The organism is Actinoplanes sp. NPDC051405 (genome assembly GCF_055586185.1).
Genome location: NZ_JBVJIR010000004.1, coordinates 146,509 through 169,302 on the forward strand (window position 1 = coordinate 146,509; position 22,794 = coordinate 169,302).

Annotated in this window: 22 protein-coding genes; 7 read left to right on the forward strand and 15 right to left on the reverse strand. The window is 72.4% G+C overall.

Annotation, left to right across the window (positions count from 1 at the left end; all coding sequences use genetic code 11):
- Positions 1-34: 34 nt before the first annotated feature.
- From ACZ6S4_RS11145 to ACZ6S4_RS11170, 6 genes are read right to left on the reverse strand one after another with little or no spacing between them, the layout of a single operon-like run.
- The gene (locus ACZ6S4_RS11145; protein WP_465474776.1) at positions 35-1,198 is read right to left on the reverse strand and encodes a LamG-like jellyroll fold domain-containing protein; all 1,164 of its coding nucleotides are present in this window, start codon (positions 1,196-1,198) and stop codon (positions 35-37) included.
- Positions 1,199-1,229: 31 nt separating this feature from the next.
- Entirely contained in the window at positions 1,230-2,114 is an 885-nt protein-coding gene (locus tag ACZ6S4_RS11150; protein ID WP_465474777.1) for a carbohydrate ABC transporter permease, read from the reverse strand.
- On the reverse strand, positions 2,111-3,019 hold the full coding sequence (locus ACZ6S4_RS11155) for a carbohydrate ABC transporter permease (protein ID WP_360553721.1): 909 nt from the start codon (positions 3,017-3,019) through the stop codon (positions 2,111-2,113). The genes ACZ6S4_RS11150 and ACZ6S4_RS11155 overlap by 4 nt, the downstream gene beginning before the upstream one ends.
- On the reverse strand, positions 3,019-4,443 hold the full coding sequence (gene ngcE, locus ACZ6S4_RS11160) for an N-acetylglucosamine/diacetylchitobiose ABC transporter substrate-binding protein (RefSeq protein WP_465474778.1): 1,425 nt from the start codon (positions 4,441-4,443) through the stop codon (positions 3,019-3,021). Before ngcE ends, ACZ6S4_RS11155 begins: the two co-directional genes overlap by 1 nt.
- A 17-nt stretch (positions 4,444-4,460) precedes the next feature.
- Positions 4,461-5,225: a sugar isomerase domain-containing protein gene (locus tag ACZ6S4_RS11165; protein ID WP_465474779.1), complete on the reverse strand. Its 765-nt coding sequence runs from the start codon at positions 5,223-5,225 to the stop codon at positions 4,461-4,463.
- Complete coding sequence (locus ACZ6S4_RS11170) at positions 5,222-6,139, reverse strand: MurR/RpiR family transcriptional regulator (protein WP_360818441.1); 918 nt, start codon at positions 6,137-6,139, stop codon at positions 5,222-5,224. Before ACZ6S4_RS11170 ends, ACZ6S4_RS11165 begins: the two co-directional genes overlap by 4 nt.
- A gap of 109 nt (positions 6,140-6,248) precedes the next feature.
- Here ACZ6S4_RS11170 and ACZ6S4_RS11175 point away from each other — a divergent pair, with 109 nt between their 5' ends.
- The 4 genes from ACZ6S4_RS11175 to ACZ6S4_RS11190 are packed head-to-tail and all read left to right on the forward strand — an operon-like array spanning position 6,249 to position 11,528.
- Positions 6,249-7,223 carry an N-acetylglucosamine kinase gene (locus tag ACZ6S4_RS11175; RefSeq protein ID WP_465474780.1) on the forward strand — a complete coding sequence of 325 codons (975 nt, stop codon included), beginning with the start codon at positions 6,249-6,251 and terminating at the stop codon, positions 7,221-7,223.
- 32 nt (positions 7,224-7,255) lie between these two features.
- The gene (locus ACZ6S4_RS11180; RefSeq protein ID WP_465474781.1) at positions 7,256-8,248 is read left to right on the forward strand and encodes a tetratricopeptide repeat protein; all 993 of its coding nucleotides are present in this window, start codon (positions 7,256-7,258) and stop codon (positions 8,246-8,248) included.
- Positions 8,245-10,446, forward strand: a complete 2,202-nt coding sequence (locus ACZ6S4_RS11185; protein WP_465474782.1) for a S8 family serine peptidase — start codon at positions 8,245-8,247, stop codon at positions 10,444-10,446. Before ACZ6S4_RS11180 ends, ACZ6S4_RS11185 begins: the two co-directional genes overlap by 4 nt.
- Positions 10,443-11,528: a M48 family metalloprotease gene (locus ACZ6S4_RS11190; protein ID WP_465474783.1), complete on the forward strand. Its 1,086-nt coding sequence runs from the start codon at positions 10,443-10,445 to the stop codon at positions 11,526-11,528. The genes ACZ6S4_RS11185 and ACZ6S4_RS11190 overlap by 4 nt, the downstream gene beginning before the upstream one ends.
- On the opposite strand, the gene ACZ6S4_RS11195 is transcribed toward ACZ6S4_RS11190, so the two are convergent.
- The 9 genes from ACZ6S4_RS11195 to ACZ6S4_RS11235 are packed head-to-tail and all read right to left on the reverse strand — an operon-like array spanning position 11,521 to position 18,795.
- On the reverse strand, positions 11,521-12,222 hold the full coding sequence (locus ACZ6S4_RS11195; protein WP_465474784.1) for a hypothetical protein: 702 nt from the start codon (positions 12,220-12,222) through the stop codon (positions 11,521-11,523). The genes ACZ6S4_RS11190 and ACZ6S4_RS11195 overlap by 8 nt on opposite strands.
- 10 nt (positions 12,223-12,232) lie before the next feature.
- The gene (locus tag ACZ6S4_RS11200; RefSeq protein WP_465474785.1) at positions 12,233-12,919 is read right to left on the reverse strand and encodes a hypothetical protein; all 687 of its coding nucleotides are present in this window, start codon (positions 12,917-12,919) and stop codon (positions 12,233-12,235) included.
- The gene (locus tag ACZ6S4_RS11205; protein ID WP_465474786.1) at positions 12,916-13,704 is read right to left on the reverse strand and encodes a hypothetical protein; all 789 of its coding nucleotides are present in this window, start codon (positions 13,702-13,704) and stop codon (positions 12,916-12,918) included. The genes ACZ6S4_RS11200 and ACZ6S4_RS11205 overlap by 4 nt, the downstream gene beginning before the upstream one ends.
- A complete protein-coding gene (locus tag ACZ6S4_RS11210; RefSeq protein WP_465474787.1) occupies positions 13,701-14,240 on the reverse strand; it encodes an ABC transporter ATP-binding protein in 540 nt (179 codons plus the stop codon). The genes ACZ6S4_RS11205 and ACZ6S4_RS11210 overlap by 4 nt, the downstream gene beginning before the upstream one ends.
- 54 nt (positions 14,241-14,294) lie before the next feature.
- Positions 14,295-14,954, reverse strand: a complete 660-nt coding sequence (locus ACZ6S4_RS11215; protein ID WP_465474788.1) for a response regulator — start codon at positions 14,952-14,954, stop codon at positions 14,295-14,297.
- Positions 14,951-16,045, reverse strand: coding sequence for a sensor histidine kinase (locus ACZ6S4_RS11220; RefSeq protein ID WP_465474789.1), 1,095 nt, complete (start codon positions 16,043-16,045; stop codon positions 14,951-14,953). The genes ACZ6S4_RS11215 and ACZ6S4_RS11220 overlap by 4 nt, the downstream gene beginning before the upstream one ends.
- A gap of 37 nt (positions 16,046-16,082) precedes the next feature.
- The gene (locus tag ACZ6S4_RS11225) at positions 16,083-16,439 is read right to left on the reverse strand and encodes a PRC-barrel domain-containing protein (protein ID WP_433730024.1); all 357 of its coding nucleotides are present in this window, start codon (positions 16,437-16,439) and stop codon (positions 16,083-16,085) included.
- A 43-nt stretch (positions 16,440-16,482) separates the two neighbouring features.
- Positions 16,483-18,000: an FAD-binding oxidoreductase gene (locus ACZ6S4_RS11230; protein ID WP_465474790.1), complete on the reverse strand. Its 1,518-nt coding sequence runs from the start codon at positions 17,998-18,000 to the stop codon at positions 16,483-16,485.
- A gap of 39 nt (positions 18,001-18,039) precedes the next feature.
- Positions 18,040-18,795 (reverse strand): class I SAM-dependent methyltransferase, encoded by a 756-nt coding sequence (locus ACZ6S4_RS11235; protein ID WP_465474791.1) that lies wholly within the window; start codon positions 18,793-18,795, stop codon positions 18,040-18,042.
- 671 nt (positions 18,796-19,466) lie between these two features.
- On the opposite strand from ACZ6S4_RS11235, the gene ACZ6S4_RS11240 reads away from it, so the two are divergent.
- The 3 genes from ACZ6S4_RS11240 (at position 19,467) to ACZ6S4_RS11250 (ending at position 22,777) form a co-directional block, all read left to right on the forward strand.
- Entirely contained in the window at positions 19,467-20,567 is a 1,101-nt protein-coding gene (locus ACZ6S4_RS11240) for a sugar ABC transporter substrate-binding protein (RefSeq protein ID WP_465474792.1), read from the forward strand.
- Between the two features lie 144 nt (positions 20,568-20,711).
- The gene (locus tag ACZ6S4_RS11245) at positions 20,712-21,527 is read left to right on the forward strand and encodes an ATP-binding cassette domain-containing protein (protein WP_465474793.1); all 816 of its coding nucleotides are present in this window, start codon (positions 20,712-20,714) and stop codon (positions 21,525-21,527) included.
- Positions 21,524-22,777, forward strand: coding sequence for a sugar ABC transporter permease (locus ACZ6S4_RS11250; RefSeq protein WP_465474794.1), 1,254 nt, complete (start codon positions 21,524-21,526; stop codon positions 22,775-22,777). Before ACZ6S4_RS11245 ends, ACZ6S4_RS11250 begins: the two co-directional genes overlap by 4 nt.
- Positions 22,778-22,794 lie beyond the last annotated feature (17 nt).

Genomic DNA, 22,794 nt, shown 5'->3' on the forward strand with positions numbered 1-22,794 from the left:
GGCGCCGCCCGCGGCGACGCCCCCGCGAACGGGATCAGCAGCGACCGAGGTCCTGCCACTGCTGGGTCCAGCCGGGCTCCGAGCCCTGCGTCCAGTACCGGGCCTTCCACAGGTGCTTGCCCTCACCCGACGGCGGGCCGCTGGGATCGCCGTTGCGGCTCTTCTCGTGCTTGACGGTCTGACCGCCCTGGTAGACCGACCCGAACGTCCACTCCGGCGCGTTGGTGCAGTCGCCCTGCGAAGGCGGCGTGGTCGGCGGGGTCGTCGGTGGAGTGGACGGCGGGGTGGTCGGCGGAGTGCAGCCGCCGGTGGTGTCCACCGTGTCCGCGAACGTGGTGCCGGCCGAGCGGTAGCCCGCAGTCCGGGCGGTCACCTCGGCCGGGGTCAGAGCCTGCTTGGCGAACAGCACCCAGTCCACCTGCTGGATGTACGTGCTGCGCCCGCCGGTGTGCGCCGCCGTGTCGATGAACCACAGGTTCCAGTTGATCGTCATGGTCTGCCGCGGGTAGAACTTGCCCGAGTGGTCACCGACCAGCACGCCGTCGATGTAGTACTTGACGTGCCCGTCCGCCACCGTCGCGACCAGGTCGTGCCAGCCGTTGAGGCTGGACCGCTGCTCGGAGTGCACGTTGTCGGCGAACCACGGCTCGGCGCGGTACGTGTACCAGGTCGTCTGGTAGTTGATCGGGCCCGTCTCGCCCCACCCGCCGTTGGGCAGGTACTCGGAGATGTCCAGCTCGCTGTACGTCGGGTCCAGGTCGCCGTTGAGCGGGCTGATGGTGAAGAACGTCTCGTTGATGTGGTCGCCGTCGTTGCCGGCCGTGGGGGTGTCGGTGAAGCGGACCCGGCTGGCGTACGTGCCTTCCAGGTAGCGCTTCTGGGTGCTGTAGAGCTCCGCGTGGTTGGTGCCGGCGCCGGTGCCGTCGGTCGAGGCGGTGAGCTGCATGACCTTCTGCCCGCCCTCGCTGGGGAAGGTGATGCTGCTCGGTGACCACGTCGCTCCCGGCACGCCCGGTCCGCCGGCGTAGCTGCGCGGGGTCCAGCCGTGCGCGGACAGCGAGCTGTCACTGGCCGAGCTGTAGGAGAAGTCGTCGAACAGGTAGCCGCAGTCGGCGGCGGAGGCGCCGGCGGCGTGGGTGAAGACGGCCAGGGAGCTCAGCAGCGTCGTCACACCCAGCAGCTTCAGGGATTTGGACATGGGGGTCCTCCGGAATGGGGGGTGAGGGGACCTACTTGACCGCGCCGGCGGTCATTCCGGCGCGGATGTGGCGTTGGAACGCGACGTAGGCGATCAGCACCGGCAGCATGGCGATGGTCAGGCCGGCGAACAGACCGCTCCAGTCACTGCGGTAGCCCTGGCTGACCGACAGGGCGGCCAGACCCTGCGCCAGGACGTACCGGTCCGGGTCGGGGTTGAGGACCAGCGGGAGCAGGTACTGGTTCCAGAGCCCGAGGAAATTGAAGATGCCGACGGCGACCAGGCCCGGCCGGGCCATCGGCAGCATGACGCGGAAGAAGACGGCGCCGTGCGAGCAGCCGTCGATGAACGCCGCCTCGGCCACCTCGCCGGGCAGCGTGCGGAAGAACGAATGCAGGAAGAAGACCGTGAAAGGCACGGCATACGCCGCATAGACCAGGATCAGACCCGGGTACGTGCCCAGCAGCCCGAGCCGCTGCACCACGAAGAACAGCGGCACAAGGGCCAGGAAGACCGGGAAGAACATGGCCGCGACGAAGGTGTAGTAGATGAGCCGGTTGCCCCGGAACTCGTACCGGGCCAGGGCGTAGGCGACCAGCGAGCCGAGCAGCATGGTCAGCAGCAGCGCCCCGCCGACCACGATGAGGCTGTTGAGGAAGTAGCGGCCGATGCTGGCCTCGGTCCAGGCCCGCGCCCAGTTGCCCGGCTGCGGGGAGGCCGGCAGCGACCACGGCTCGTTCAGGATCTCGGTGTCGGTCTTGAACGAGCTGACCACCGCCCAGAGCAGGGGCAGCGCGGTGACCACCGCCCACGCGAGCATGGCCAGGTGCACCGGGAACACGGCGTAGGACCGCCGCGGCCGGCGCGCGGCAGCCGGCGGTACGGACACAGCGGGCCGTTCATCCACCAGCGTCATGCCAGCTCCAGCCTCTCCTTGCGACCGGCCCGCAGCGCCAGCACGGCCAGCGTCAGGGTGGCGAAGAACAGCGCGACGCCCATGGCCGAGGCGTAGCCGAACTTGCCGTAGGTGAACGCGTTGCGGTAGAGCGAGAGCCCGATGACCTCGGTGGCGCCGTCCGGACCACCCGGCCCGACCGTCATCACCTGCACGACCGCGAAGGCGTCCAGCGCGGCGATCCCGAGATACACGAACGCCACCTGCACGGTCTCGCGGACCAGCGGCAACGTCACCTTGCGGAAGGTCGCCCAGGCCCCGGCCCCGTCCAGCAGCGCCGCCTCGAACAGCTCCCGCGGGATGCCGTCGATCGCCGCGCTGAACAGCACCACGTAGAAGCCGACCGAGGACCAGACCAGCACCGCCATCACGGCGATCAGGGCCAGCGACGGCGACGCCAGCCAGCTCTGCGCCAGCCCGCCGAGCCCGATCGCACGCAGTCCCCCGTTCAGCAGGCCGGTGTTGGGGTTGTAGACGAAACCCCACAGGACCGCGATGACCACGAGCGAGAGCAACTGCGGGAAGAAGTACACGATCTGGTACGCCCCCGAGCCCGCGATGCCGCGCCGCCCGCCCCGGCCGCCGAGGTGCATCATGCTGGCCAGGAACAGCCCGATGCCGATGGTGACCAGCGGGACGACCACCAGCATCACCGCGTTGTTGCGCACCGCGTCGAGGAACAGCGAGTCCCCGCCGAGGCGGGCGTAGTTGCCCGCCCCGACGAAGTGCGCCTCGCCGGCCACGCCGGTCCAGTCGGTCAGCGACAGGTAGAAGGCCTGCGCGTACGGCGACAGCACGAAGACCACGTGCAGCACCAGCGCGGGCACCAGCGCGCCGGCCAGGAACCGCCACCGACCGTGACGCATCAGCGGGTGTACTTCTGCACCGAGGAGTCCTTGGCGATCGCGTCCGCCGCCTTCTGCACCCGCTGCGCCCACTCCGCCGCGGTGATGCGCTTGTTCACCAGCTCGCCGGTGGCGTCGTCGAGGGCCTTGGCCAGCGGGGCGTACCAGGTGCGGAAGCGGTAGGTGAAGGTCTCGGCGCCGGCCGCGGTGACCGCGTCGCGGACCGAGCCCAGCCCGCTGCTCAGGGTCAGCCCGTCGGTCGCCCCGGCCACCGCGGGCAGCGTGCCGGCCGTGGACGCGAACGCCTTGGCGGACTGCTTGGAGAACAGGATCCGCAGGTACTCCATCCCACCGGCCGGATTCTTGGCCTTGGCCGGCACCAGGAACGACTCGCTGCTGGCGGCCTGCACCGCGGTCGGCTTGAGCTGGTCACCCGCTGTCCGCGACGGTACCGCGCCCATCACCATGTCGAAGCCGGGCGGGGTGACGTCCTTCTGCTCGCTCTCCAGCCACGAGCCGCACGGGATGAACGCGGCCTTGCCGTTGGACCAGGCCGCCTGCGCCTCGGTGTGGGTCAGCGCCTCGGAACCGGCCATCAGGTAGCCCTTGCCGGCCAGCTCGGCGAACGCCTCGGCGGCACCGAGCAGCCCCGGCGCCTTCCACGCGTTGGGCTCCAGGTTGTCCACGGCCTTGACCAGCGCCGGCCCGCCGGTCTTGGCGGCCATGCTGAGCAGCGGATCGTTGATGTACTCCGGATACTTGCCCTGGTACGTCCAGGGCGCGATGCCGGCCGCCTTGATGGTCGCGCAGAGCGTCAGCATCTCGTCCCAGGTCTTCGGGTACGCCCAGCCCTTGGCGGCGAACAGCGGCCTGGAATACCAGAGACCCCAGACCGTGTAGGTGAAGTTCAGGGTCATCGGCGTCTTGCCGAACGTCCCGTCCTCGACCACCCCGGGCAGCAGGGTGTCGCGCACCGTCACAGCCGGATCGTCGAAGGACGGCGCGTCCAGCAGTGCGCTCAGATCGCTGACCTGCTTGGCCGCCACCAGCGTCGCGATGTCGAGCCGGCTCGCGCCGGTGTTGTCGACGACGTCCGGGGGCGTGTTGGCCACGAACCGGGGCTGCAGGGCCTCACCGATCTTCTGCAGGCCCTGGTGGTCGATCTTCGCGCCCGGGTACTTGCGGGTGTAGAGCGTGCCGGCGTGCTTGGCGTACTCGTCGCCGTACCCACCCTTGAAGATCACCACCTCGAGCGGGGTCTCGGCCTTGACCCCCAGGGGGTTGTCGGCGCTCTTGGCGCCGGTGTTGCCGGCGGCCGGGTCGTTGTCGTCGCTGCCGCCGGTCACGCAGGCACTGAGCAGCGGTGCCGCGACGCCGGCGGCCAGCGCCGTGCGCAGCAGGGTGCGTCTCGTGGGGTACGGTTCGGTAAGGGGTGGGCGGTTCATCAACTGGGCCTTCTTCCCTAAGCGGTACGCCGGATGCGCCCGGCGTACCGCGCTTCGAGCTCCTTGTTGTGCTCCCGCCCGCCCGGCACGTTGTCGGAGAGATAGACCGGCGGGGTGATGCCGAGCGCCAGCAGCCGGGCCACGACCTCGGTGACCATCTGCTGGGCCAGCAGGGCGGCGGTGATCGAGGAGACGGCACCCACCGCCCCGGGGGTTCCGGCGCCGGCGCTGTAGGACAGCGCGGCGTCGCCGTAGGGGGCGCCGTTGTCGAGCACGACGTCGGCGAGGTCGGCGAGCTTGAGGCCGCTGTCGTGCCGCGAGTCGACCCGGGCCGAGTGCTCCCGCGAGGTGATCGCGATCAACGCGTGCCCGCGCTGCTTGACCAGCTGCGCCATCTCCACCACCGCGCCGTTGACCCCGGAGTTGGAGGCGATGACGAAGGTGTCGTCGGGCTTGATCGGGGCCAGGTCGTAGAGCCGGTGCGCGACGCTGGGCGTGCGCTCCAGCTGCGGGTCGGTGAGCACGTCGGCGGGCTCGCCGCCGTACAGGACGATGTCGCGCAGCGCGATCTTGTTGGTCGGCACCAGGCCACCGGCCCGGCCGGCGATCTCCATGGCGAGCGCCTCGGAGTGCCCGCAGCCGAAGGCCTGGATCACCCCGCCGGCGCGCAGGGTGGCGGTCAGCAGGTCGGCGGCCCGGGCCACCGCGTCGCGCTGACTGCTCCCGACCCGGGTGATGGCCTCGGCGATGACCTCGGCGTAGGCGGCGCTTGTGATCGTCACAGCGGCTTGTCCCTCCGTGCTCGCTTGCGGTTGGCGTGGGGCTCGGGCACCCGGTGGGCGTCGACGGCCCGCACGGTGAGCTCGAGGGCCTCGGCGGTGCGCTCGTAGGTGCGCTGGGCCACGGCGACGTAGATGAGGTCGAGGATCAGCAGCTGCGAGTGCAGGGCGGACAGCGCCGCGAGCCGGAAGGTGGTCTCGTGCACCGAGGTCACGAACGCGACGTCGGCGACCTCGGCCAGCGGCGACCGGGCGAACGAGGTCACCGCGACGGTCAGCGCCCCGTGGTCGGCGGCCTCGGCGAGGGTCTCGATGGCCTCGCGGGTGCGGCCGGAGTGCGACAGGGCGATCGCCACGTCACCGGGTCCGAGCAGCGCGGCGTTGGTCAGGGCGGTGTGGGTGTCGGCGCGGTACCGCACCGGGACGCGGATGCGCTCCAGCCGGAAGGCCATCTCGCTGCCCGCCGTGCCGCTGCTGCCCAGCCCGAAGATCTCCACCCGCCCGGCGGTGGCGATCGCCGCCGCCACCCGCTCGATCGCCGCGGTGTCCAGACCGGACGCCGTGGCCTGGATGGCCCGGGTGTCGGCGGCGGTGATCACGTCCAGCACCTTGTCGAGCTGGTCGCCGGGATTGATGTCGCCGCTGATGTCGGTCTCCCAGCGGGCCTGCTCGGCCCGGCCGGTCTCGGTGGCCACGGCGACCCGCAGGTTCGCGTAGCCCTTGAAACCGAGGGCCCGGCTGAACCGGGTGACCGTGGCGGTCGAGGTGCCGGACCGCTCGGCCAGGTCCACGATGCTGGCGTGGGCGGCCGTCTCCGGATCGGCCAGGATGGTCTCGGCGATCTTCGCCAGCGCCTCCGGCATGCTCGGCCCCTCGATGCGCAGCCGCACCAGCAGACCGCCGCTCTCGCCCGTCACCCGATCCTCATTGTGCTGATCCTCGTTTTCATCGTCGTCCTATGTCGATGAAAATTACGACCACTGTGGCTTCTGGTCAACAAAAACTTTCTATGTTTCGATTCCTTGCGTGAAGCTGGTGCTGGGAGTCGACGCCGGCGGGACGGCGTCGCGCGCCGTCGTCGCCACCACGCAGGGCGCGGTGGTGGGCCGCGGCTCGGCCGGCCCGGGCAACCCCGCGGCGGCCGGGCCCCGGGCCGCCCGGGCCATCGGTACGGCGGTGCGCACAGCCCTGCGCGGCCACGACCCGGCCACGGTGATCGCGGGTGTCGTGGGAGTAGCCGGTCGCAGCGCCCTGGCGGATCCCCGGGTGTCGGAGGCGTTCGACGAGCAGTGGCGGGCAACCGGCCTGACCTGCCCGGTCACCGTCACCGGGGACGCGGTCACGGCGTTCGCCGCGGGCACCCCGGCACCCTCCGGCGCGGTGCTCATCGCGGGCACCGGCGCGGTGGCGGCCCGGCTGGAGAGCCGCCGCGTCACGGGCACGGCGGACGGGCTCGGCTGGCTGCTCGGCGACGAGGGCTCAGGCCTGTGGCTGGGCCTGCACGCCGTCCGGGCGGTGGCCCGTACGTGGCCGGCTTCCGCACCCCGCGGGCTCGCCGCCGCCGTGGCCACCCACGCCGCGGTGGCCTCGTGCGATCAGCTCGTGCACTGGGCCGGACGCCAGCCGCCCTCGGCGTTCGCCGCGCTCGCTCCGGTGGTCTGCGCCGCCGCCCGGGCCGGCGACCCCCTCGCCGTACGGCTGACCACCGAGGCCGGCACCCGGCTCGTCGCCACCCTGGCCGAGCTCGGACCCCCCGACGGCCCGGTCGTGCTGGCCGGCGGCCTGCTCACCGGCGACACCCCGGTACGGGAGGCCGTGCTCGCGGCTCTGCCCGGCCCGGTCGCCACCTCGCACGATCCCGCCGTGGGGGCCGCCTGGCTGGCGTTGCGCGAGGTGTCCGATCTGGACGACCAGGCGGCAGGCCGGCTGCATGGCCGCATGCTGCCAGCCCTCTCACCCACCGGAGCTTCTCGGGTACACAGGGATACGCCCGCGTCGTAGGGTGGCTTTGTCCGCCCGCCTGGGAGGCGTCGTTGAACATCTTCGTGCTGTCGCACCGGTGCGGCCACTGTGTCCACCACCAGGTGGTGATGGGCCCGGAGGAGTACCAGGCCCTCAAGGCGCGGTGCGTCGGCCGGCCGTGCCCGGTGTGCGGGGACCGGCCGCGCACCGAGGAGGACCTGCAGCTGGTCGCCCCGCGCGAGCACGTCGACGCGGCCGCGGACGGCTCCGGCCCCTGGGGCAACGTGCTGCGCCCGACCGCGGACTTCGCCGGGTTCGGCAGCGACGGCCAAGGCCGGCAGTTCACCCGCGGCGCTTTCGCCAGTTCCCTGCGCGACACGATGTACGGGCAGGCCACGTCGGCCCGCAAGACCGAGCACGAGGCGCTCAGCCGGGCGTTCACCACCCTGCTCGCCGCGCAGATCGGGATCGACGCGCACCAGCACGGCGAGCACGCCAAGGCGGTGCTGTGGCTGGAGCGGGCCGCGCCGGTGGCCAAGACGCCCAGCGAGGTGGCGGCCGTGCACCTGCACCTCGGCTTGTCCCTGATCGAGCTGGGCGAGCCGGGCCGGGCGGAGGCAGCGCTGCGCGGCGCCACCGAGCAGACCGGCGCCGATCCGGTGTTCCGCTCCGCGGCCGCCCGCCAGCTCGGCAACGTCCGCAAAGAGCTGGGTGACCTGGCCGGGGCCCGCGGGGCCTTCCAGCTCGCCATCGACCTCGGCATCCCGGAGTTCGCCGTCGAGGGCGCGATCAACCTCGGCATGCTGGAGGACGAGGCCGGCCACCAGGCGCAGGCCCGCCGGCTGTGGGAGTTCGCGTACGACAAGGCCACCGACGACCGCAGCCGGGCGTTCGCCGCGCACAACCTGGGCTGGTACTGGGAGCAGGCCGGTGACCTGACCAGATCGCGCCGCTTCTACCAGCTCGCCGCGAAGTCCTCGGTGCCCGAGGTGGCCACCCGGGCGGCGCAACGACTGCGGGTGCTGCCGGCTTCGTCCCGGCGCTTCTTCGGCCGCCGCTCGTGATCTCGGTGGTCGGGCACCTGGCCGGCGGCAGCGACCGGGATGCCGTGCTCGCTCTGCTGGCCGGCAATGCCGTACGCGGCGACGTGGTCTCCGGCGCCACCGACGAACGGAACCTGCCCGAGCTGCGCCGGCTCGGACTGATCATCCATTCCGTCGGAGACCCAGCCGCCGGGCCGGTCCCGCCACTCGCGCCGCCGTCGCGGTACGCCATGCTCGGCTCGCTGACCCTGCCGGACCTCGACGACACCCCGAAGGCCGAGCAACCCGGGTACGGCGAGACCGTCCTGCTGCGGACGGTGCCGGTGCCACCGCCGTCCTGGCGTGACGAGCTGGCCGCGCTCGACGCCGCCGTGCTCGAACGGGTCGCCGACCAGCTCTACGTGACCCGGATCCCCGGCGGGCGCGGGGCTGCTGTGGCGGCGCTGGCGTTCGTGCTGGAGGTGCGGCCGTACCGGCTCAGCGACACCGCCGACGCCGGCAACGTGGTGTCCCCCGGCGGGCAACCGCCCGGGGCCCGGCCCGTGCGCTACGAGGTGCTCGCCCACCGCGCGGCGGACCTGCCGGCGATCCGCGCCTGGCTGGCCCGGCAGAGCTGGCCGGAGGACGGCGCCGGACGCCGCAAGGTGCGCTTCCGGTGCCGCTTCGGTGATCCCGCGCTGGTCGAGCTGGCCCGGCGCCAGGACGTGGCGGCCGTCGACCTCTACGTCGCCCCGGAGCTGGCCAACGACCACGCGCAGCGCATCGTCGGCCTGCGCGCGTCCGTGCCCGCCCTGGCCGGGCTTACCGGGCGCGGCCAGGTCGTCGCGATCGCGGACACCGGCGTCGACAGCCGGCATCCCGACCTCAAGGGCCGCCTGCTGCAGGTGGTCGCCCGGGGCCGGCCGAACGACGCCAGCGATCCGCACGGCCACGGCACCCACGTGGCCGGCACCCTGGCCGGGGACGGGTCCGCCTCGGGGGGCACGTTCCGCGGCGCGGCGCCCGGCGCTTCGGTCTTCTTCCAGTCCGTCCTGGACGCCGCCGGCCGGCTCTCCGGCCTGCCCGTCGACCTCAACGACCTGCTGGCCGAGGCCTACGACGCGGGCGCCCGGATCCACAACAACAGCTGGGGCGCCGAGGCCGGCTCGGTCTACCGGATGAGCTCGCTGGAGATCGACGAGTTCGTCAGCGAGCACCCGGACATGCTCGTCGTCGTCGCCGCGGGCAACGCCGGGCGGGCCCTGGCTCCCCGGCACGTGCCGGCCGGCTTCGTCGACCTGTTCTCGGTGACCGCGCCGGCCACCGCCAAGAACGCCCTGACCGTCGGCGCGAGCCGCAGCACCCGGGGGGTCCCGGACCTGACCTGGCGTGAGTGGTCCCCGGCCGGTTTCCCGGACGCCCCGATCGGCGACGAGCGGCTCGGCGGCGACCCGGACTCGCTGGCCGCGTTCAGCAGCCGGGGACCGTGCCAGGAGCACGACCGGATCAAGCCGGACCTGGTGGCGCCGGGGACCTGCGTCGTGTCCACCCGGTCCGCCCTCGCCCCCGACCGCTCCTTCTGGCGGGACTGGGACGACAACTACGCGGTGCTGGGCGGCACCAGCATGGCCGCGCCGCTCGTCGCCGGAGCCGCGGCCCTGGTCCGGGAATGGTTCACCGGCCACGCCCACGTGCCGAGCGCCGCCCTGCTCAAGGCCTCGCTGCTCAACGGCACCCGCTGGCTCGGCGGCCGGGACGCGGCGGCGCAGCATCCGTACCCGCCCAACTGCCACCAGGGCTTCGGCCTGCTCGACCTGGCCGGCGCCCTGCCCGCGATGTACGTCGACACCTGGGCGGCCGCCTCCCCCTGCGGACCGCTGGACCGGCTCGGGCAGACCGTCCGGCTGACGCTGCACCGCACCGATCCCGGCCCGCTGCGCGTGTGTCTGGCATGGACCGACCCGCCCGGGCGCGGCATCCAGCACGCGCTCAGCCTGGTGGTGGTGCACCGGGCGGACGGGCGCCGCTGGTCCGGCAACGAGCAGCGCCGCACCGCCTACGCGACTGCCGACACCGCCAACAACGTGCAGATCGTCCGCCTCGACCGGGCCGGTCCGGGCGACTACTCCATCGAGGTCACCGCCGTGTCGGAGCTGCTCTTCGGGCCGCAGGACTTCGCGGTGGCCGTGACCGGCGGGCCCACCGACGTGCCCGGCGCCGGTTGGCAGGGCCAGCCGTGAACGCGGCGCGCGCGGCGCTGGCCGCCGAGTACCGCGAACTGCTGCGGGCCCAGGGCCTGGAGGAACTCGTCGGGCGTACCGCCACGCCCGAGGAGGAAGCGCTCCTGATCGCCCGGATCACGGAGCAGGCGCAGCGATCGGCGGCCGACTACGGCGAGACGAACCTGCTGCCGCCCGCGCCGCCCGAGCCGTCCGGCGGCGAGCCGCGGGACCGCTACGCCGCCACCTCGGCGCGGATCGAGCGGGCGGTCCGCGAGCTCGGCGGAGAGCTGCCCGGCCCGGTGTACGTCGGCGAGTATCCCCACCGGTCGTTCAACGCCGAAGCGCTCGCCGCCCGCCACGGCACGCTGCTGCTGATCAACACCGGCCTGCACTACCTGCTCGTCGAGGTGGCCCTCGCGCTCAACACCAGGGTGCGGGTGGCCGAGCGGCGCCCGGACGGCGGTTATGACGTCCAGCCGACCACGCCGGCCATGGAACGCCGCCGGCGGCACGCGGACGAGAACCTGGTCAGCTCGCTGGCGGCGTACGTGCTGCACACGGATCCCGGGCGCGGCGGCAAGCAGGAGGTCGACGGCACCACCCGCGGCGTGCTGAGTTACCTGTACGCCGACGCCGCGGAGACCTTCGCCGTGGCCCACGAGTACGGCCACTTCCTCGCCGGCCACCTCAGAAGTACCGGCCGGCGCCCGAGCGGCACCGAGTGGCTGCGCAAGAGTCACGACCAGGAGTTCGAGGCGGACGAGATCGGCATGCTGCTCGCCCTGAAAGCCCTGGACCACGACGAGCAGGAGCAGAGCCCGTTGCTGCGCAAGTCGATCGCGGTGACCGGGACGTTCCTGTTCTTCGCGGTCGACCACCTGTTGAACCGCGTGCGCGACGAGGTGCCGGAGCTCGGCGGCGCGGCGATCGTCGCCGACCACCCGCCGTCGGACGCCCGGGTCGCCACCCTGCGCCGGACCCTGACCGAGCTGGAGGGGCCGGACATCTTCCAGCTGGCCGACGCCACCATCCCGATCCTGGCCGAGCACGAGGGTGAGATCATCGCCAGCCTGCGCCGCCTGCTGCGGGCGGCTAGATGACCACCACTGCGGCGAAGGACTCGCCGGCTCGCAGGCGGCGGACGAGGTCCTGCACGGCATCGGCACCGCCGTGCGCGGCGGCCCACCGGTCCACCACGCAGGCACTGTCGCGGTAGAAGTCCGTCGAGGGCGCCGCGCCGGCGCGGATGGCCGCCAGCGCCCGGGCGTGGTCGATCGGGCAGCGTTCGCCCGGCGGCTTCGCGGTCAGGTAACGGGGATCGTCGGAGACCAGCACCGCGATGCCCTCATGGAACCAGCGCGGCACCTCGTCGTAGCGGGAGCCGAGCCGCCGGTACAGCTCGGCGTGGGTCAGCTCGTGACTGGCGATCACCTCGTTGGCGCCGTCCGGGGACAGCGCCAGCGCACGATCCCGCAGGGCCTGTCCCTTCTCGCCGCCACCGCCGATGTGCTCGTAGCAGTCCGCGCTGAGGCATACCAGGACGCGGGGGCTGCTGCGCGTCGCTCCGAGGTAGTCGCTGACCCGCTGCCTCGCCGCGGCGATCATGTCCACCATCTGACGCCGCTGCTCGGGCGTCGCGCCGTCGTCGACGTACACGTCCGGTGCGGCCCGGCGCAGCCCGTAGCAGCCGGGACAGGCGGCCGCGACGACGATCGGGTACAGCACGACGAGCGCGGCCACGGCTGCCACCACGACGGCGACGAGCGCGGCGACCGTTTTGGCCTTTTTCGACACCATCGCCTCCTTACGCGTCACGGCGGACGAAGACCAGCCAGGCGGCCGCGACGCACCCGGCGGCCCAGGACGACAGGGCGAGCAGGCCGCCGGTCCGGCCCAGGGCGGCCGGGCCACCGGGCAGGCCCACGAGGCTCAGCGCCGCGTCGTGCGGCAGGTACTGCACCAGGGCCGGGACGACGCCGCGGAGCATCGGCGCGACCAGCAGGGCCGCTGCGGCCAGCACGGCGAGCGGGGTAACGGCGGTCCTCGCGATGACGGCGAAGCCATAGCCGACCAGGGCGAGCAGCAGGTACGCGGTCACCAGCGCGGGCAGGCCGGTGCCCGCGGCGGCACGGAGGAACGGCAGCACCACCAGGACGGCCGCGAGCACGCTGACCAGCGCGCACACCGCGGACTTGGCGGCGAACAGCCTGGTCCGGCGCGGCACGGCGAGCAGGCTGACCCGGACCTGACCGCCGCGGAACTCGCTGCCGGCGGCGAAGACCGCGATCGCGACGAAGACGTAGACCGGGGCCAGCAGCGGGGCGCCGAGCCGGGCGATCGGGGCCGGGCCGTCGGGGCCGGCGACGCGGACGGCATCCGTCGCGGCGAGGACGCCGAGCGCACCGTTCGCGGCGAGCACGCCGGTGAGGGCGATCCAGACCGCCGGCAGGGTACGGATCTTGGCCAGCTCGGCGGCGATCAGGGCGGTCACCGGGCGTCCCGCCGTACGAGGGTGACCCCGGCGAGCAGAGCGGTCACCAGCGCCCAGCCCACCAGGACCAGCACGGCCCGCGGCGGGCTCGACGTCAGGTCGCCGGTCGCCGGGTTGAGCAGCAGGTTCCGGCCGGCGCTGACCGGCAGGAGCGCGTCCAGTCCGGGTGCGCCGGCCAGCACCTGGGTCATCGTCACGGTGATCAGCGCGAGGCTGACCCCGATGGCCACCAGGGTGCTGCGGGCGATGACGGCGATCGCGTACGTGCTCAGGCCGAGCAGGACCGCGTACAGGATGAACCTGGCCTGGCCCGCGATCGCGTCGGCGCTGACCGGCAGCCCGGGGTACCGGTCCTTGACGCCCTGGTAGCTGAACACGGTGCTGATCGTGGCGATCAGCACCGCCGCCAGGGTGAGGTATCCGGCCGCCGCGAGCAGCTTCGCCGCGAGCAACCGGCCCCGCCGGGGCACGGCGAGCACCGTCAGCCCGAGCTGCCCGCCGCGGAACTCCTGCCCGGCGATCACGGCAGCCAGCGCGGGCAGGAACACGCTCATCTGCAGGGAGGACGCGCGGATGCCCTCGAGCAGGGCCGCGCGGGCGGGCTCACGCCGGCCGAGGAAGATCTCGATGGACCCGTCCGGCGTGATGTTGGCGACCGCGTCGGCGGTGAGACCCACCACCTGCACCTCCACGAGGAGCTGGAGGGCTAGGATCGCGCCGAGCACGAGCCAGCCGGTGCGCAGGGTGGTGATCTTGGTGAGTTCCGCGCGGACGGCGGCTCTCATGCCGCAGTCCGTTCGCCGGTCAGAGCGAAGAAAGCCGCCTCCAGCGATGGATGGCCCGCGGTGACCTCGGCGACCGTACCCTGCCCAGCGATCCGGCCCCGGTTGATGACCACCAGGTCGTCGGCGGTCCCGGCCGTCTCGGCCATCAGGTGGCTGGACAGCAGCACGGTACGCCCGGACGCCGCATAGTCCCGCAACAGCTGCCGCACCCAGCGGATCCCCTCCGGGTCCAGCCCGTTCACCGGTTCGTCCAGCACCAGCACGTCCGGCTCGCCGAGCAGGGCCGCGGCGATGCCGAGCCGCTGTCCCATCCCGAGCGAGTACCGCTTCACCCGCTGCCTCGCCACCTCGGCCAGGCCGACGAGTTCGAGGACCGCACTCACCCGGGCCCGGGGGATCCGGTTCGACCGGGCGATCCAGGTGAGGTGGTCGACGGCCCGGCGCTCCGGCACCGGCCCGGGCCGTGCGGTGAAACTGACGTCGTCGACGGCCGGCCGGCCGCCGTGGCGTTTGCTGAGGTGGGCGATGTCGATCACGGACACCAGCCTGCTGGGCGCGGTCGCCGGCCCGCGTCACCCGGAAGTAGACATCTAGCGAGGTTCGTGCAGCAGGCCCGCCTCGTACGCCAGCACGGCGAGGTGGGTGCGGTCGTTCACGTCGAGCTTGGCGAACATCCGGCGCAGGTACGTGCGGACCGTCTCCACGCTCAGCGTCAGTTCGTCGGCGATCTGCTGGTTGGTGTAGCCGCGGGCGACGTACCGGATGACCTCGGTCTCGCGGGCGGACAGCACCTGGCCGGCGAAGGCATGCCGCCGCTCGGGCCGGCGCGGCGCGAACTGCCGCATCAGCCTGGCGGTGATCTCCGGGGCCAGCATCGCGTGGCCGGCGTGGACGGTGCGTACGGCGTGCAGGACCTCGGGCGGGGACGCGTTCTTGAGCAGGAAGCCGGAGGCGCCGAGGGTGAGGGCCTCGTGGACGTACTCGTCGAGGTCGAAGGTGGTCAGCATGATGACCTTGGTGGTCGTGGCCGGCAGCAGGCGGCGGGCGGCCTCCAGTCCGCTCGCGCCGGGCATCTGCACGTCGAGCAGCGCGACCGCCGGCTTCAGCGCCCCGACGAGCCGGGCGGCGGTCTCCCCGTCCGCTGCCTCGCCGGCGACCCGGAAGCCGGGCGTCCGGTCGAACAGCTTGCGGTAGATGCCGCGGAACCGGTCGTCGTCATCGGCCAGGAACACGCTGATGGCCGCGGTCACCGGCCACCACCTTCCCGGACGGGCAGGCGCGCACTGACCTCGAAGCCACCGCCGGGGTGGTCACCCCACGTGACGGTGCCGCCGACGAGCTGGGCCCGTTCGCTCATCCCGGCGAGGCCGAAGCCGGTGTGCTCGCGTCCGGCGGCGCCCGGCCCACGGTCCCGGACCCGGACGACGACCGCACCGCCCGTCTCGTGGACGTCCACCGTGCACGGCGCGCCCGCCGCGTGGCGCACCACGTTGCTCAGCGACTCCTGCACGATCCGCAGCACGACAGCCCCGACGGCGTCCTCGACCTGCTCGTCGACGGTGATGTGGGCCCGTACGTCGACGCCGGCGGCGCGCGTGGTGTCGACGACCGAGGACAGCCCGGTGACCGGCGGAGGCGCCGAACGCAGTCCCCGGACCAGCACCTGCACCTCTTCCAGCGCCCGCCGCGCGTGCAGCTCGATGCCGGCCAGGGAATCCCGCAGCTCCTGCTCACCGGCGTCGGCGAGGCCCCGGGTCACGCCGGCCTCGGCACTGATGACGCCCAGCGCGTGACCGACCACGTCGTGCACGTCGCGGGCGACCTCCAGCTGGACGCGGGCACGCTCCGCCTCCCTGGTGGCGGCGATGCCCCGGCCGACCATGGTGCCGAGCAGCCAGGCGACGCTGACCGCGGCGACGGCCACGACGGCCCGCTGCCCGAGCCCGGTCATGTCGCTGGACGGGACGCCGGTCACCGCGGCGAGGCTGAGCGCGACGCAGGCCAGCACGAGGACGGGCAGCCTGGTGCGCGCAGCGCGCGCGACGGCGAGCGGGTACAGGCACCAGGCCACGGCCAGCATCGGGTCCTGGCACAGGCCCAGGGCATTGCCGGTGACGGTGGCGATCGCCGCGGCCACGGTCGCCGCGCCGGGGAACCGCCGCCGCGAGACCATGGCCAGGCCGGTGAGCGCCGCCAGGGCCCAGCCCGCGGCCGAGCGGGCCGGGCTCGCGGAGTCGAGCGTGGGCGGCGCCCAGAACACCAGGACGACGACGGCCGCGGCGAGGACGTCCGGCACCAGCCGCACGCCACCGGAGGGGCCGGCGGAAAGGCTGCGACGCACGTCCGCACCCTACTGGGCCGGCCCGTCCAGTAGTGGATCAGCGGCGGGCCAGGCGGCGCTCCCCCGCGCCTCCCGGCTGGTACGGCAGGTTGTAGTGGGCGAAGACGCCGGGCTCGTCGCCGGCCGCCAGCTCACCGTCGAGATCGATGGTGGGCGCGTCGCCGACGACCTTCTTGTCGTAGCGCACCCGGACGGCACTCGGGCTCACGGTGGCCCCGTCCAGCGGCACGAAGGTGAGCCGGTGGCGGCCGATCATGCCGGTCCGTACGGTCGCGAACGCCGGTTGGTCGGTGGCCGTGTCGACGTAGACGGCCTCCAGCTCGCCGATCTTGGAGCCGTCGGGGTCGATGACTTTCTCGCCGCGCCAGTCGCGCAGATTCTCAGCGGGGAACATGCTGCTCTGGTTCCCTGCTGGTCAGCCCCGAAACAGCAGGCCCTCAGACGGCGTACGGCGAGCGGAAGACGCGGTCCGGGTCGGCGGCGCCGCGGATCCGGCGCAGCCGGGCCAGGTTGGCGCCGTGGTAGCGCGGCACCTGGGCCGGATCGGGTTCGAGGTAGTTGACGTAGCGGCCGGCCGACCAGCGGGCCATCGCCCGGTGGCCGCCGTCGATCCAGGCGTAGCCGTCGCGGACCGTGGCCGGGTCACCGGCCGCCGGCTGGACCAGCCACTGCAGCATCGTGTGCATGCCACGCCACGGGAACGCGGTCGCGCCGGGAGCCACCCGGCCCTGGACGCCGGTCATCCGTTTGAGCTTGGCGATGCCCGGCCGGCGGGCCTGGGACCGGCGTTCCACGCTGGCCAGCAGGGCGGCGACGGCATCGGGCGGCAGGATGCGCGGGAAGACGTCACTGCCGACCAGCTCGGTGGCGCGCGGGCCGCAGTCACCGACGTCGTCGCAGCCGCCGCGGTTGTGCACGACGGTGCGGTGCGGGAGGCGCTCGACGCGTACCGTGGCCGGGTCCTGGCCGATGGCCCGGACGATCGCCGCCACCTCGGCGTCCGCGGCCCCGCCGAGCAGCACGCCGGCGATCCGTACGCTGCGGGCACCGCGCGCGTCGGAGGCGAACTGGCAGGACGACCAGGTCTCGTCGGGCGCCCGGGACAGCCGGGCCTGCCAGCCGGCCGCGACCCGGGCCGCCGTACTCCACGGATAGGTCAGCACGAAGGTGCCGGCCGGGGCCGCCGGGTAGGTGCGCATCCGCCAGCTGGTGACAACCCCGAGGCTGCCGCCTCCGCCGCCGCGCAGCGCCCAGAACAGCTCCGGCTCCCGGCCGGCGTGCACGGTGCGGAGCCGGCCGTCGGCGGTGGCCAGCTCGGCGGCGATCACCGCGTCGCAGGTCATCCCGTACGCGGAAGCCGCCATCCCGATGCCGCCGCCCAGCGTGATCCCACCGATGCCGACGGTCCCGCACGAACCCGAGGGAATCGAGACGCCGTGGGCGTCGAGCCGGTCGTAGACGTCGATGAGCCGGGCACCGCCGCCGATCGTCGCCATACGGCTGCCCGCGTCGTAGCCGATCGCGCGGAGCCCGCGCAGGTCGAGGACCACGCCGGTCCGGCTGGTCGACGCGCCCACATAGGAGTGGCCGCCGCCGCGCGGCACCACCGGTACGCCGAAGCGCCGCGCGAAACGGATCACCTCGGTCACGTCCGCCGGGGCGGCGCACCGGGCGACCGCGGGCGGCCGGACCGCATCGAAGCGGGGATCGACCAGGCGGTGGGCCGCGGCGAAGGTCGCCGTGCCGGGGAGTTCCACCGTTCCCTCCAGGCCGGCGGCCAGCGCCTTCCAGTCACCGGCCGTCGGTCCGGTGCCCGCCGCGCCGCCGGTCCTCGGGCCGCCGGCCGCCGCGCCGCCGGTCTTCGGGCCGCCGGCGGTGAAAGCCGGTCCGGCTCCGGCGCAGGTGGCCGGGATCGCGACGGCGGCGCGCAGGAGCGTGCGACGAGACAGTGGCATGCCGGCAATCGTCGCATATCGGGCACGGCGCCCTGACGCTCAGCGCGCCGTCCGGCCGACCGCGTAACGGAACGCGTTGACGAGGGTGTACCCGCCGTCGGGGGTGCGGAAGGGCTGAGCCGCGGCGATCACGGTCGGCGCGGTGGCCGCCATGGTGGCCGGATCCTCGCCCAGCAGGACGCCACGGACGAGCGTGTCGTCGTCGGGCGCCCGCCACGGAAGCTCGACGATCCCGGCCGCGACCAGGGTGAGACCGCCGTCGTGCAGCAGCTCCTCGAGGCCGCCCGGCAGTCGTAGCTCCCCGTCGGGCAGTGGTTCCTCGTCGGCGGCCCGGGCCACGGCGTCCTCGATGACGGTCAGATCGTTGCGGTCCCCCTCGGCCCAGTTGGCGACCGCGACGTGTCCACCGGGGACGGTGACCCGGATCAGCTCGCTCAACGCGTCGAGGGTGTCCTCGGCGAACTGCAGGGCGTTGACCGAGACCGCCAGGTCGAAGCCGGCGTCGGGCCAGGGCAGGTGGTCGGCGGTGCCGACGCGGACGTCGGCGCCGGGCACGCGGGTGCGGGCGTACGCCACCATGCCGGGCGCCGGATCGATGCCGGCGGCCGAGATCCCGCGGCCGGCGAGGTGGGCGAGCAGGTCGCCCGCACCGCAGCCCACGTCGAGGACGCGGGCACCACGGCCCACCCCGGCGGCGATGAGCACCGCGTCCCAGGCCGGCTCGGCGAATGCGCCCCACAGCCGCGACCAGCTTTCGGCGACGGCCGACCAGCGGCCGGGATCGGCACCGTTCATCTTTGTTCTCCCGGGGGTCGCCGGGTCCATCTGCTTCCCGACCCGGCGCACCAGGATATCGACCGCGGATTCCGGGAAAAGCACTGGCCACTCCCCGTTGATCACACCCATTCCCGGGCCACCACCGCACAATCCGGAATAGCACCGCGGCAGCCCACACCGCATCGACCGAGGAGCCGGTGCACCCCCGCCACAGCCGGTACACCTCAAGTCCGCTCCGAAAGTTGCGGAGGGCCTCTCCCCCTTCGTTGGATCGAGGACCCGTCCGAACGACCGACCCCGTGTCCGGGTCGGGGCGGAGCCAGGGAAGATCATCCCTTCGAAAGTTTCGGGCCCAACCGGCCGGGATCCTTTCCCCTTAAATGGGTCGAGGTCGGACACGCGGCGGACCGCACCGGCCCATTCTGTGTCGTTTCCAGCGATTACCACGACCCGGCCGGCCAACGCTCGCCGAGCCCGGAAATCCTCGTATCACCGCCGTGTTGCCGGATTGTTATCCCGTGTTTCAAGATCGCCCGCCGACACCCTTGTGCAACCGGTCGTTATGGGAAAACGTTGCCGGGCACAACAAACTCGCTCCTGATCTTGAACACCTCCGGGAGTGACTCTCCCGCGCAGTGGCACCATCGAAGCCGATCGAAGGCCCGGAACACCCGAAAGGACACCAAGGTATGCGTAAAGGACTATTCGCCCTGGCCGCGGCAAGCCTGCTGGCCACCGGCAGCATGGCCGCGTGCGGTGACGACAGCAGCGGCGACTCCGGCAGCACCGGCGGCTCGTCCGTCGGCAAGGTCGGCGTCATCCTGCCGGACACCAAGAGCTCGGCGCGGTGGGCCACTGCCGACCTCACGTACCTGAAGGCGGCGTTCGACGCGGCCGGGGTCCAGGCCGACATCCAGAACGCCCAGGGTGACAAGACCCAGTTCCAGACGATCGCCGACGGCATGATCTCCAGCGGCGTCAAGGTCCTGATGATCGTCAACCTGGACTCCGGCACCGGCAAGGCCGTGCTGGACAAGGCCAAGAACGCCGGCATCGCGACCATCGACTACGACCGCCTGACGCTCAACGGCGGCGCGAACTACTACGTGTCGTTCGACAACGTCAAGGTCGGCGAGCTGCAGGGTCAGGGCCTGGTGGACTGCCTGACCGAGAAGAAGTACACCAAGCCGGTCGTGGCCGAGCTCAACGGCTCCCCGACCGACAACAACGCCACTCTGTTCAAGCAGGGCTACGACTCGGTCCTCAAGCTCAAGTACGACTCGGGCGACTACGAGAAGGGCCCGGACCAGGCCGTACCGGACTGGGACAACGCGCAGGCCGGCACCATCTTCGAGCAGATGCTCACCTCGAACAAGAACATCAAGGGTGTGCTCGCCGCCAACGACGGCCTGGGCAACGCCGCCATCGCGGTGCTGAAGAAGAACAAGCTCAACGGCCAGGTCCCGGTCACCGGCCAGGACGCGACCGTGCAGGGCCTGCAGAACATCCTCGCCGGCGACCAGTGCATGACCGTCTACAAGGCGATCAAGAAGGAGGCCAACGCGGCCTCCGAGCTGGCTATCGCGCTGGCCAAGGGCCAGAAGCCGACCACCGCCACCGGCGTCACCAAGGACGTGGAGTCCGGCAAGGACGTCCCCTCGGTGCTGCTGGACCCGCAGTCGATCACCAAGGCGAACGTCAAGGACGTCATCGCCGACGGGTTCGTCACCAAGGAGCAGCTGTGCACCCCCGACTTCGCCAAGGCCTGCACCGACGCGGGCATCAGCTGACCTGAGCTGATCGCGGGTCGTCCCGTTCGACTCGGCGCCGCTCCCGCCCGCACGGGCGTGGGCGGCGCCGCGCCGGGTCACCCCCATCCCACCGCCAGTGGCGCTGCCACGACGAACCCGGTCACCAAGCGAAGGAGAACCACCGTGGCCGCGACACCCCTCCTGGAACTCAACGGGATCGACAAGAGCTTCGGTCCCGTCCAGGTCCTGCACGATGTCGGACTGAGTGTCTACCCCGGCGAGGTCACCGCCTTGGTCGGCGACAACGGTGCCGGAAAGTCCACCCTGGTCAAATGCGTCAGCGGGATCTACACCATCGACGCCGGCACCGTCACCTTCGACGGCAACCAGGTCGCCATCCACAGCCCCCGCGACGCCTCCGCCCTCGGCATCGAAGTCGTCTACCAGGACCTCGCCCTCTGCGACAACCTCGACATCGTCCAGAACATGTTCCTCGGCCGCGAAAAAGTCCGCGGACTCGTCCTCGACGAACCCACCATGGAACAAATGGCCGGCGACACCCTCGCCAGCCTCTCCGTACGCACCGTCAAAAGCCTGCGCCAACTCGTCGCCAGCCTCTCCGGCGGCCAACGCCAGACCGTCGCCATCGCCAAAGCCGTCCTCTGGAACAGCCGCGTGGTCATCCTCGACGAACCCACCGCCGCCCTCGGCGTCGCCCAGACCGCCCAGGTCCTCGAACTCGTCCGCCGCCTCGCCGACAACGGCCTCGGCGTCGTACTCATCTCCCACAACATGAACGACGTCTTCGCCGTCTCCGACCGCGTCGCCGCCCTCTACCTCGGCCGCACCGCCGCCCAGGTCAAAACCACCGACGTCACCCACTCCCAGATCGTCGAACTCATCACCTCCGGACGCAGCGGCAACCTCGGCCTGCCCCCGGAGAAGCCCGCCGACTTCGCCAGCGACGCCATCGACATCACGCCCGGAGGGGACCAGTGACCACCACCACGACCACGGCCGGCGGCGTCCAGGTGGTCAAGCCGACCCTCGCCGGCCACATCCACGACTACTGGGGCCGGGTCCGCGGCGGCGACCTGGGCAGCCTGCCCGCCGTCCTCGGACTGGTCGTCCTGTCGCTGATCTTCGGCGTCGCGCGGGAGACGTTCTTCAGCCCGCTGAACTTCGCCAACCTGTTCACTCAGGGCGCCCAGGTGGTCTTCATCGCCATGGGCCTGATCTTCGTGCTGCTGCTCGGCGAGATCGACCTGTCCGCCGGCTTCGCCAGCGGCGTGTGCGGCGCGGTCATGGCCATCCTGCTGACCAACCACGGCGTCGCCTGGTATCTCGCCATCCCGGCCGCGCTGCTCACCGGCGTGGTCATCGGCCTGGCGCTGGGCCTGCTGATCGCCAAGGTCGGCATCCCGTCCTTCGTCGTCACGCTGGCCGCGTTCCTGGGCTTCCAGGGCCTGCTGCTGGTGCTGCTGGGTGGCGGCATCAACATCTCGATCCGCGACCAGTTCGTCATCTCGCTCAACAACGACAACATCCCGGTGCTGTGGAGCTGGATCCTGGCCATCGGCGTGGTCGCCGGCTACGCGCTGGTGCAGTTCAGCCGGATCCGCAGCCGCGCCGCCCGCGGCCTGGTCACGGACCCGATCGGCATCGTGCTGCTGCGCATCGGCGGCCTGGCGGTGCTGGTGCTGACCACCACCGCGGTGCTGTCGCAGGAGCGGGCCGTCAACCCGGCGATCAACTCGCTCAAGGGCGTACCGATCGTGGTCCCGATCATCGGGGCCTTCCTGATCTTCTGGACCTTCGTGCTGAGCCGGACCACCTACGGCCGGCACGTCTACGCCGTCGGCGGCAACACCGAGGCGGCCCGCCGGGCCGGCATCCCGGTCGACCGGATCCGCATCTCGGTCTTCGCGATCGCGTCCACCATGGCGGCGATCGGCGGCATCATGGCGGTCAGCCGGGCCAGCTCGGTCGACCCGAACACCGGTGGCAGCAACATCCTGCTCTACTCGGTGGGCGCGGCCGTCATCGGCGGCACCAGCCTCTTCGGCGGCAAGGGAAAGATCATCAACGCGGTCATCGGTGGTGCGGTGATCGCCGTGATCGACAACGGGATGGGCCTGATGGGCTTCTCGTCCGGCCAGAAGTACATCTTCACCGGCCTCATCCTGCTGGTCGCCGCCAGCGTCGACGCCCTGGCCCGACGCAGGGCGGCAGCTACCGGAACCCGGTGAGCGAAACTTCGGGTACG